We start from the raw sequence: 11,579 nt of genomic DNA, 5'->3' as shown, positions 1-11,579 counted from the left end.
GCCGCGACGGGTTGCCGCAACGGATGAGATTAAGCGCCCCCGCGTGCCGCCCGATCCAAGGCGCGCAGCCGCTCCAACTTCTCGCGGATACGGATCTCCAACCCCCGGTCGGTGGGCTGGTAATACCGCCGCTCGCCCATGGACTCGGGGAAATAGCGCTCATCAGCGGCATAGCCCTGCGGCTCGTCGTGGGCATAGCGGTAGGCACGTCCATGCCCCAACTCCTTCATGAGCCGGGTGGGGGCATTGCGCAGGTGGATCGGGACTTCCGCCGAACCGGACTTGCGAGCATCGGCCAGGGCGGCATTCCAGGCGAGATACACGGCGTTACTCTTCGCCGCGCAAGCCAGATAGACCGCCGTCTGGGCCAGGGCCAGTTCGCCCTCGGGTGAACCCAGACGCTCCTGGGTCTCCCAGGCGTCGACCGCCAGGGCGAGCGCTCGGGGATCGGCATTGCCGATATCCTCGCTGGCCATGCGCACCAGGCGGCGGGCGATATAGAGCGGGTCGCAACCGCCGTCGATCATACGCGCCAGCCAATAGAGCGCGGCGTCCGGGCTGGAGCCGCGCACCGACTTGTGCAGCGCCGAGATCTGGTCGTGGAAGATATCCCCGCCCTTGTCGAAGCGCCGCAAGGTCCCCGCCATCACCTCCGCCACCGCCCCCGCCCCGATCACCCCGCCCGGGCTCAACTGCGCCGCCAATTCCAATAGATTCAGCGCGCGGCGGGCGTCGCCGTCGGCCGACTCGGCCAGCAACCGGGCACCCTCGACGGAGAGGCTCAAGTTCAGGGCGCCCAGGCCATGCACCGGGTCGGCAAGTGCCCGCTGCAGGATGACCGTGATCTCCTCCGGCACCAGCGGTTTGAGCACATAGACCCGGGCGCGGGACAGGAGCGCGTTGTTCAGCTCAAAGGATGGGTTCTCGGTGGTGGCCCCGATAAAGGTGAGCGTCCCGTTCTCCACGTGGGGCAGAAAGGCATCCTGCTGACCCTTGTTGAAGCGATGCACCTCGTCGATAAAGAGCACGGTGGCGCGGTCGTGGAGCCGGCGCAGGGCCTGCGCCTCGGCCACCGCCTCACGGATATCCTTGACCCCGGCCAGGACCGCCGAGAGGTTGAGGAAATGGGCGTCGGAGCGCGCGGCCACCAACCGCGCCAGGGTGGTCTTGCCGGTGCCGGGCGGCCCCCAGAAGATCATGGAGTGTAGCCGCCCGGTCTCGATGGCCTGGCGCAGCGGCTTGCCCGGGGCCAGCAGGTGGCCCTGACCGGCAAAGCCGTCGAGGTCGGCCGGCCGCATGCGGTCCGCGAGCGGGGCTTGAGTATCTGCGGTCATCAATCGAAGGACAGAAAATCGCCGCCGGTCTTCTCATCGAACTTGAACAGGGCCGCGTCGAGCGCCGGGTTGCGCTTGGAGTCGGAGAAGTTGAGCCGGGTGTCCTGCCCGAAGCTGTCCTTCATCATCATGCTCTCAAGGCCGGTCGGCCCGAATCCCAGTTCGATCCGCACCACCTCAGAATCCGCCGCTTTGGGGGTCAACTCCACCCACTCGCGCCCGTCGGTGCTCTCCACATCACGCACATTAAAATCCCTGTCCACCGGGGTGTCGGTTGCCAGCAGCAGGGCCGGAGTGCCGCGCAGGGCCTTCTCCTCACTCTGGTGGGAAACCTGATCCAGGTCGAGGTCATGCAGATAGACCCGCTTGCCGTCGGCGACGATCACCTGTTTGTTGGGGGCCTGGTACTCCCAGCGGAAGCGCCCCGGGCGCTGCAGGTAGAAGGTCCCGTGACCCTTGGTCATGCGTGTACCGTCGCCGTTGAAGGTGATCTGTTCAAAGTTGGCCTTGAGACTGTGCAGGCCCTTCAAGAAGTCCGTCAGGCGCTGCTTGCCGTCCGCGCTGGCGGGCGGCGCGGCGAGCCCCACGCCGAGCAGGGCGGACAACAGCAGGACGAACGGGCCAAGGCGCCCGCGCAAGGGCGCGGCGCCGCGGTGAGTCTGGGGCATAGGGATCAATCCTCGCGGGGTGAGGGGGGCGCCAGCACTTCGCGGTTGCCATTGGTCTCCGCGGGGCCGACGATGCCGATGCGCTCCATCTCCTCGATCATGCGCGCGGCACGGTTGTAACCGATCTTCAGTCGGCGCTGTACCCCCGAGATGGAGGCGCGACGCCCTTCCACAACGATCTGCACCGCCTCGTCGAACAGCGGGTCCGAGTCCTCCACGTCCCCGCGGGGCTCCGGATCGATCCCCGGCAGCGACTCCAGCGGCTCGCGCAGGACGTCGTCAAGATAGTCCGGGCCGCCCTGGGCCTTGAGGAAATTCACCACGTTGTGGACCTCGTGGTCGTCCACAAAGGCGCCGTGCACGCGCTGCGGGATGTTGCCGCCCGGCGGCAGATAGAGCATGTCGCCATGCCCGAGCAGGGTCTCGGCGCCCATCTGATCGAGCACGGTGCGCGAATCGATCCGCGAACTCACCTGGAAGGAGATACGGGTGGGGATGTTGGCCTTGATCAACCCGGTCAGCACGTCCACCGAGGGGCGCTGGGTCGCCAGCATCAGATGGATACCGGAGGCGCGCGCCTTCTGGGCCAGGCGGGCGATGAGCTCCTCCACCTTCTTGCCGACCACCATCATCATGTCCGCCAGCTCGTCGATGATGACGACGATATAGGGCAGGTGACCGATGGTCGGCACCGTCACCCCCGGCTCGGCGGCAAACTCGGCGGCCAGCAGCGGGTCGCGCAGCGGCTCCCCGGCGGCCTCCGCCTCGGCCACCTTGCGGTTGTAGCCGCCGATATTGCGCACGCCCAGCGCGGCCATCAACCGATAGCGCCGCTCCATCTCGCCCACACACCAGCGCAGCGCATTGGCCGCCTCCTTCATGTCGGTCACCACCGGCGTGAGCAGGTGGGGGATGCCCTCATAGATCGAGAGCTCCAGCATCTTGGGGTCCACCATGATGAGCCGCACGTCGCGTGGCCCGTCCTTATAGAGCAGACTCAGGATCATGGCATTGATAGCCACCGACTTACCGGAGCCAGTGGTGCCGGCGATCAGCGCATGGGGCATCTTTGCGAGATCCACCACCACCGGCTCGCCCGAAATGTTGCTGCCGAGCGCCAGGCTCAGCGGCGACTTGGCATCCTGGTACTCGGGAGAACCCAGGATCTCGCTCAGGAACACCGTCTCCCGCTCCTCGTTGGGGATCTCGATACCGATCACCGATTTACCGGGAATCACCTCCACCACCCGCACGCTGATCTTCGACAGTGCCCGCGCCAGGTCCTTGGACAGCCCGGTGATCTTGCTGGACTTGGTGCCCGGCGCCAGTTGCAGCTCGAACAGCGTCACTACCGGCCCCGGATAGGCCGCCACCACCTGGGACTGGACCCCGAAGTCCTTGAGCTTCACCTCCACCAGACGCGACAGGTCCTCGATCTGCGCGTCCGAATAGCCCCGGCCGGTCTTGCGCGCCGGGTCCAGCAGGTCGAGCGGCGGACGTGACGGCTCGGCACCCTCAACCAAGGGGTCAACCGGCGCCGGCGGCGCGCGCCGCGGCACCGGCTGGAGCCGCGGCACCTCCTTGGGCACCGGACGCTGACCCTTCATCAGATCAGAGAGGGTCAGGACCGACTCCGGCTGCGGCGGCTGGGCGATCGGCGCGAAGTCGGCATCAAGGTCGACGGTTAGGTCGGAATCGAGGTCGTCGGTATCGGCGTCAGGGAACGGAGCAGCCCGGGGCGCCCCGCGAATCACCGGCGCCGCCGCCGGCTGCACCAGCGACGGTGGCAGCGGCCGGTTGCCCGGTCGGGGAATCTGCCGGGTCACCGGCTCCGACTCCTGCTCGAGCTCCGGCTCGAACTCCGGCTCGAACTCCGGTGGTACCGGCGGGCGCGGCGCGCCAGCCCGCCGGGCAGACGGTGTGGCAACCGGCGCCGCGGAGCGCTGCCAGGCGTCCCCGGCAGCGTCCGCCGCGCGCTGCGCGGCCAGCTCATCGGCATCGATCAAGTGGAGGTCCGCCGGCAACTCAGCCACGCCGAAGCCGCTGCGGCGTCGCTCCAGCGACTCAAACCCCTCCGCGAGAACGCTCCGGATGGCGCGCAGGCCCGCCAGCAGCCCATCGCCTAGTGAATACACGAACGCCATCCAGGAGATACCCGAGAACAGGGTAAATCCCACCAGCAGTATCCCGCCCAGCAGCACCTCAGACGCGGTGCCGAAATGCTCACGCATCAGGCCGCTGACCGCCTGCCCCAGACCGCCGCCGCCGCCGTTGGCAAGGTCCGCACCCAGGGCCGCGAGGTGCATGGTGGCAAAACCGCAACCCGCACCCAGGGTCAGCACAAAACCGATCCACCGCATGGCCAGTATCCAGGTACGCGGGCGCGCGTCCTGCGGGCTCCCGCGGAACACCACCCAGGCGCTGAAGCCCAGCATCATTGGAATCAGGTAGGCAAAATAGCCGAAGAGATAAAAGCTGACATCGGCAAACCAGGCCCCCGTGAGCCCCCCGAGGTTGGTCGCGTTGTCGATCTCACCGACATAGGACCAGCCCGGGTCCTCGCGGTTAAAGCTCGCGAGCGACAACACCAGATAGAGCGCCACGCACATCAGCGCCCACATGGCACCCTCGCGCAGCGCCCGCTCCACATAGTCGCTGAACGTCAACTGTCCGCTGCGCGTCGCCTGAGCCATAAACACCCCCCGAAACATGATCGTGCATTATAGCCTTAGCGCGGTTTCTCCGGGTCGGCACGCGCCAGCGCCAGGGCGTGCGCAAAACGCGGTGCGCGTCGCGGCCTGGGGGCCGCTCCTACGGCGTAGGAGCGGCCCCCAGGCCGCGACGAAGTCAGCCCCCGGCGGCGGCGTCCACCTCCGACCACAGTGCATCATAGAGCCCGGAGGAGCGCTGCACCTGCCGCTGCACCCCCGCTGCCAGGCGCTGCGCCCCGGCCACCAAGGTGACCTGACGGCGCGCCCGCGTCACGGCGGTATAGATCAACTCCCGGGTCAACACCCGGCTGTCATGGGGCGGCAGGACCAGCACCACCTCATCGAACTCCGACCCTTGGCTCTTGTGCACCGTCATCGCAAACAGGGTCTCCACCGCGGGCAGGCGATGGGGCGAGAGCCGCCGCAGACCCTCGGCCGTCTCGAACCAGGCACAGAGCTCACCCCCGGCGGCCGGGTCCGGCAGCAGGATACCCACGTCGCCGTTGTAGAGCCGCAGGTCATAGTCGTTGGCCGTCACCAGCAGTGGCCGACCCGCGTAGCGCCCGCCCGCGGGCCGGATCAACCCGGCGGCGGCCAACGCCTGCTCGCCGATCCGATTGAGTGCCGCCAGGCCGCAGGGACCCTCGTGTACCGCGCACAGCACCCGATAGCGCCCCAGTGCGGCCAGCGCGGCCCCCGGGTCTGGCGCCGCCAGCACCGCCCGATGCCTGGGCACCACAAAGCCACCGATGAAGGCGGCGAGCCCGGCGCCGTCCAGGTCCAGACGCCGGGCATCCGCGTAACCCGCATCCCCGGCGGTGACCGCACCGCGCCCATCCCCACGCTGGATCGCGACGGCCAGGGCGTGGACACCGCTGCCGGGCAGGAAGCGATAACTGCGGCGCAGGAGCGCGACGCAATCGCCCAAACCCTGCGGCGCGTCCACGGCCCCCGGGCATGGCACAGCGTCGCGCGGCGGCAAGGCACCCACCTCCACCAAGGCCGCGGTCAGGGCCGGCGACCACGCCGGCTCGCGCCCCCGCCCGCACAGATCGGCCAGCACCGCCCCCGCCTGCACCGAGGCGAGTTGCTCCCGATCCCCCAACAACACCAGCCGACAGCGCGCGGGCAGCGCGGCCAGCAAGCGCGCGGCCAGCGGCAGGTCCAACATCGAGGCCTCGTCCACCACCAGCAGGTCCAGGTGCAGCGGGTTGCCCGGCCCGTGCCGGGGGGCGACGCGCCCGGGCCGGGCGCCAAGCAGCCGATGCAGGGTCAGTGCCGCCTCGGGAATTGCCGCGGCAGTGGCCGCGTCCATGGCCCCGGCCTCGCGCAACCCCGCCTTGGCCTGACGAATGGACTCGGTGAGGCGCGCCGCCGCCTTGCCGGTGGGCGCGGCGAGTGCGATCCGCAGCGTCTCGCCCCGGGCCCGCGCCTGGTCGGCGAGGAGCGCCAGACAGGCCGTCACCGTGCGGGTCTTGCCGGTCCCGGGGCCGCCGGAGATCACACACAGTGGCCGCAACACCGCCAGCGCCGCCGCCGCGCGCTGCCAGTCGATGGCACCGTCCGCCGGGGCTGGAAAGAGGCGTTCCAGCCCCGCCGCCAGTCGGGCACGATCCACCCCCACCGCCCACCCGGCCGCGCGCTCGGTGAGCGCGCGCGCAACACCCTGCTCGAAATCCCAATAGCGTCCCAGATAGAGCCGGTCCGCGGCGTCCAGGATCAGCGCCGCGGACGCGCCCTGGGACGCCGCGTGCGCGGCGCTCACCACCGCCGGCCAGGCCAACAAGTCGGAGCGCCAGTGCGCGAGCGGCGGCGCCAGCACCTCCGGCAGGTCGGCAAAGGGCGCCCGCCCGGCCAGCGCGCGCAGATCCAGGCATACCGCGCCCTCCCCCACCTGCCGACTCGCGAGCGCCGCCGCCAGCAACCGCGGACCGCTCGCCCCCCCGACCAGGTCCCCCAGGGCGCGCGCAAAGTGCAGGTCGAGCGCGCGCAAGCGCCCGCCGTCCACCGCCTGGCGCAGGGGGTGCAGCGCAGCGCTCTGACTATTCATCCCCGCCCCGGCAACACCGCCTGCTCACGGCAATAGCTCATGCCAGGACACCCGTCGCGCCGCCCCTGAGCCGGCGCCTGATTGGATCGGGGGGGGTAGATTACTGACCACGGTGGTGCCGTTGGATAAGCGCGTGATCGCGATATTGCGGTTACTGGCCAGGACCACCAGCGCCGAGCGGGTGGCGTACACATTGCCCAATTTGACCGCGATGACGCCGTTCGTGGTCGTATTGACCGCCGCGCCCGAAAGGTAGTTGAGCATATAGATATAACTGTAACCGCCGACCGTGCAGGTGCTTTCACTCGGGGTATTGGTGGTGAACACCACGACCCCGGAACTCAGTGCCGGATCGGTGTTGGCACGTTCGCCGGTGTCCGGCAAGTCGACATACCAGCCGGCCTGGCTACCGAAGTCCACCGGATTGGGGCTGGTGATGGTACGCGCGGCCCAGCCGACCGGACAGATCGAAGAACCCGACGGGCAGGTAGTGGCATTGCTCAAGGGCTGTTTGACGAAACAATTCGCGGTCGTGCCGACGGTGCAAGTAATGGTGCGGGGATTCGCCCAAACCGGCGCGCCCGCACTCGGTGTCGCGAGGGTGTCCTTGACGCCATAGAACGACTGCTGCTGGGTGTTTGACAGATCGGTGGTGCCCAGGAACTTGCCCGTCCCCACATAGACCACCACCGTCGTGCCCACCTTGCCGAGCTCGGGTCTGGCAGTGATCGGTTGCCCATTACCGCTGGCGTCCTTGAGCGCCACCAACCGTTGCACGCCGTAGACCCCGGCTCCGGACGCGCCCGCGGCATCGATCGTGAAACGCCACAAATTGCCTTCCAGGTCGCCGCCGTACGCGCGTACCGCGGTATTATCCAGCAAGGAGTTGTTGACCCAGGCATTGATCCGCGCGAGACCGCTCGGGGCCGTGGTGGTACCGACCCCGGTGGCGATATCCCGGATGAGCGCGCCGGTGTCGGCATTCAGTATGAAGAGATGGCCCTGACCGTCGCCGGGTGAGACATTGTTGTAACCGGAGGCCACCATGACCACCCAGGTTCCATTATTCAATTTGGTAATGATTGGATTGCCGTAGGTGTATCCCAGGTTGTCATTCGTGAATTCCCACAAGACATTGGGAGATGCGGGGTTCGTGACATCCAGCGCGTAGTAGCCGCGGCCGCCCCCGTTGAGCCCCCCCACCAGGATGGTTTTCCACACGGCGCTCGCCTCATTTCCGCATTGACTGCTGCAGATATCACTGACGACGGGGGTGCCGTCCACAAAATACTGATGCCCCGTCGCATAGCTTTGGTCGGCCAGTTTGTAGAGATTTGGCATCACCATGGAGGGGATATAGGCCCAGGCCTCGCTGCCGCCAACGGCACCGGATGCGGCATTGGTCGCATAAAAGGCGTGGAGCATGCCGTCGTTGGCGCCGATATACACCATGGGCTGGCGGGTGGCAGTCCCGGTGGTGGTGGGAGTGCCGTTAGTGAAGGCCTTGTAGCCGAGATCCGTATATTGCAGCAAGGACCCCTTCACATACACCGCCTCCGAATTCACCATGTCGCCCAGCACCGCCGCGCGATTACGATAATAGGCAGCGGGCGTGGCCGGGTCCACGGCGCCCTCGTGGCTGGTGTCGCCGCGCAGATAATTGACCAGATTGGCACCGGAAGCACCGGTCGGACTGGTCTGGACGTCAGAGCTCAGGCAGGTGCTCACCCCGGTTGAGCAGAATTGAGTCAGACCAGAAATGTTGGGGGTTTTGAACGCCGCCGAATCCTTAAAATTGTCTGCCGTGAATTCCAGGCGCGACCACGGGGCGGCACCATTAGAGGTATAGATGGTCCGCGTGCTGTTGGCATCGAGCAGGGCCTGGGCCGCCCAGTCGAAGGTGGTGGCATCCGATGGCAAGGTCCCGTTCGCCACGTCGATTTGCTGGCGGATCAATTCCCCGATCCAACTATTCGTCGTGAATAACGAACTGAAGACAAAATTATCCCCCGTGGTCACCGTCGGGTTACTCGTGGTCGCCGCCGCCGATGAGCCGGGGGAGGCCTTCATACTGTTGAGGGCACCGGACATCCCCACCGACAATGAGGACGGGTCGGTCGCGCTGAAAAAGGTGCCGCGCCCGTTCACCGCGGCATGCCACAAATCATCGATATTTTCCGGCGCGCCATTCACATCGGGAGTGGGCCATACGCAGGTCGTCCCGCTACTCTTCCAAGAACAGACGTTCGGGGGGTTGGCACTGAGCATATTCTTCACTGAGAAATAATCCCCGCTCAGGTCCTTCTTATAGGTCGGCGAGAACACCATCCGGCCGCGGGTACCCAGCCCCAAGGTGAAGGTGGTCATATGCTGCCAGGAGGCGCTATCCTCGCCCGACGACAGCACATTGTTATAGCAGACATCAGTGCCGGCGCCCAGCGCGCCGGTACAGTTCGATGTCCGCAGGTCGGTTTGATAATAGTATTCAGCCACATCCGCGAGCGTATTCGACATTCCGCCGTTGAGGATCGGCGCACTACAGCTGGTGCTGGTCCAACTGGTATCCGCCGTAGCCGACTGCGCCGTGCAGGAGGCCACGGTGTTCGAGGTGGTTACCGTGTTGCACGTCGTGGCCACATAGTTGGCATCGGTACCGGCCGTGCAGGACTGCACGGGGGTCGGGCCGGAAATGTTCTTTACGCAGGTGGTGGTCAGGCCGGTGCCATTCGTTGTGGTGCCGACCGTACAGGATGCAATGGGCGTGGGACCGGTGGTGACCGTGTTGCACGCCGTGGTCGCGTAGCTGTTGCCGGAGGTAGGATTGGCGGCGGCGCAGCTGCTACTATTGACCCAACCGGTGTCCGTGGGGTTGCACTCGGTGGCCGTGCCTACCGTATAGTTCGTCGGCCCGGACGATGGCCCCAGCGAGGTGCATGAATTCACGCCACCCCAACCGCTCCAACCCGCATAGCTGCAGCCGATCGCGGGGCCACTGTAGTTGTTGGCGGTCGATTGCCCCACCTGCGTGCAAGTGTCCACGGTGTCCGTCGTGGGCGTCGTCGCATAGGTGCAGGTGAACGCAGGTCCGGCGTAAGTGCCTGTGGTCGATTGCCCGACGGCCGTGCAGGTGCTCAAGTTAGTGGTGGTGGCGGTCGCGGCGTAGGAGCAAGTGACGGCCTGGGGCAGGGCGTAAGTCTGAGCGACTGGTGTGCAAGAGCTCCCCGCGGACTGCGGGGTTGACCAGGAAGTGTACTGACACGCCCTACCGGCCCTGAAAGTTTGCTGACCGATTGCATTTGAGAGTTGCGTCTGGGTCGTGCACGAATTAGCGGCAACCCAGACGGGAGTTGGCAATGATTGGGGATTTAAAGAGCATAGGGTTTTCGTCTGCGCGTTAAAATTACTGGTAGGCGCAGTCGCATAACCGGTGCAATTCGTCCCGAAGGGCACGACGGTTTCAGTTCCAGCCACATAGCGGCAATTGACATTAGTATTGCTGTTCGGAGTGCAAGAACTCGATGTTGAATTGACCCAGCCGGACCCGCTTGCTGAACAGGGGTTGTTCCCGCTCGTCTTACCTGTGCATGTTTGAAGGGTCAATGTCGAGCTCGTCAGCCAGTCGGTCTTGCTCTGCAGGTCGCTGGTTGACCTTTGCAGATCGAACTGCGTCCTTGTCAGCGGATAGGTTTGTCTGGTCAGCAGGTTAGTTCTGCTTTGCAGCTGCGTGGTACGCGACTTCACCTGGCTGGTGCTCTGCATGTACTGGGTCTGCGTCTGGGTCCGCTGGCTGGTGGACTTGGTGTAGGTCGTCGTTTGCCCGTCCCAATACGGTGGGTTTTCGTTCCCATCCTGCTGGCCAACCGCCGTGGTGGACGCCGATCCGGTCAACTTTTGATTGGTTTGGTCGTTCCAGAAACCGTCAGTGCACAGGATGGTGAAATTCTGCTGGCAGGAATACTGAATCGGGTCGGTGACCGTCACCGTATTCAGCGTACTGAGCTTCCCGCCATACAAGAGCCCCGCTTTCGACAATGCATTGAGCAACGGCGTGCCGCTGTAGGCGATGGCGCCATAGAGTTTGGCGTACCAGGCGGCTTTGCCGGTGTTATCGAAGGTGGCGAGGTTGACGAAGTTGGTGCCGTTTCCGCTGCTCACGACATAATGATCGTCCACGCTGTTGTTGTTCATGGTCGCGAAGCCGACCCGATAATGATTGTCCAGTCGACTGAAGGCCAACCCGGTCGCGGACTTCATCATCAACATACGGGTTCGGTAATAGCTGAACCAATTGGCGAAGTTCTGGCGTTCGTCGCGCGCGGTGGCGTCCGGACCGGAGGTAGCGCTCACGATCACCTTGGTAAACAGGGTGTTGACCGCATGACTGCCATCGACCTGGCTGGTCGAACCCACCACACTGTTGCATTCCTTATAGAACACGCTATTGGTGTCGTAATAGTTCTTTTGGGCCTCGGAGGATTGCGTGCCGGAATAGGTGTAATAATAGGCGGGCTGCGCCGTGTCATCGAGCCCACCATAACTGCTATAGGTGCTGTTGGCCGAGTATGGCACAAACATATCGGACTTGAATGCCGCACTCAAGTCCACCGTGCCCTTTCCGGTCGTGGTGCTCAGCGAGCCGGTTGCGGTATTGAAGCCGTCGTACTGGGCAGCGGTGAAAACGGCGTTGGGATAAGCGGTGCCGGTGGCGTCGACGGGGGGCAGATACTTGGTCTTGGGATTGTAGTAGACGCCATTACAGTGACTGCTGGTGTAGCCGTATTTCACGACCGCCGCCGAATTATACGTAGCGACAGAT

At 65.4% G+C, this 11,579-nt stretch carries 5 protein-coding genes; all 5 read right to left on the bottom strand.

The window, feature by feature from the left end:
- Window positions 1-29: 29 nt before the first annotated feature.
- The 5 genes from QZY44_RS24015 to QZY44_RS23995 all read right to left on the bottom strand — a co-directional run bounded on the left by QZY44_RS24015 (window position 30) and on the right by QZY44_RS23995 (window position 11,548).
- Complete coding sequence (locus QZY44_RS24015; protein WP_295453979.1) at window positions 30-1,334, bottom strand: replication-associated recombination protein A; 1,305 nt, start codon at window positions 1,332-1,334, stop codon at window positions 30-32.
- Entirely contained in the window at window positions 1,334-2,002 is a 669-nt protein-coding gene (lolA, locus tag QZY44_RS24010) for an outer membrane lipoprotein chaperone LolA (protein WP_295453973.1), read from the bottom strand. Before lolA ends, QZY44_RS24015 begins: the two co-directional genes overlap by 1 nt.
- Before the next feature lie 5 nt (window positions 2,003-2,007).
- Window positions 2,008-4,695: a DNA translocase FtsK gene (locus QZY44_RS24005; RefSeq protein WP_295453966.1), complete on the bottom strand. Its 2,688-nt coding sequence runs from the start codon at window positions 4,693-4,695 to the stop codon at window positions 2,008-2,010.
- Between the two features lie 154 nt (window positions 4,696-4,849).
- Window positions 4,850-6,763 carry an exodeoxyribonuclease V subunit alpha gene (recD, locus tag QZY44_RS24000; protein WP_295453964.1) on the bottom strand — a complete coding sequence of 638 codons (1,914 nt, stop codon included), beginning with the start codon at window positions 6,761-6,763 and terminating at the stop codon, window positions 4,850-4,852.
- A 24-nt stretch (window positions 6,764-6,787) separates the two neighbouring features.
- A complete protein-coding gene (locus QZY44_RS23995) occupies window positions 6,788-11,548 on the bottom strand; it encodes a PilC/PilY family type IV pilus protein (protein ID WP_295453960.1) in 4,761 nt (1,586 codons plus the stop codon).
- Window positions 11,549-11,579: the final 31 nt, after the last annotated feature.

This window comes from uncultured Thiodictyon sp., assembly GCA_903837595.1.
Classification (GTDB): Bacteria; Pseudomonadota; Gammaproteobacteria; order Chromatiales; family Chromatiaceae; genus Thiodictyon.
Note: the sequence above shows the minus strand (reverse complement) of the source record. Positions and strands in the feature narration are given on the sequence as shown.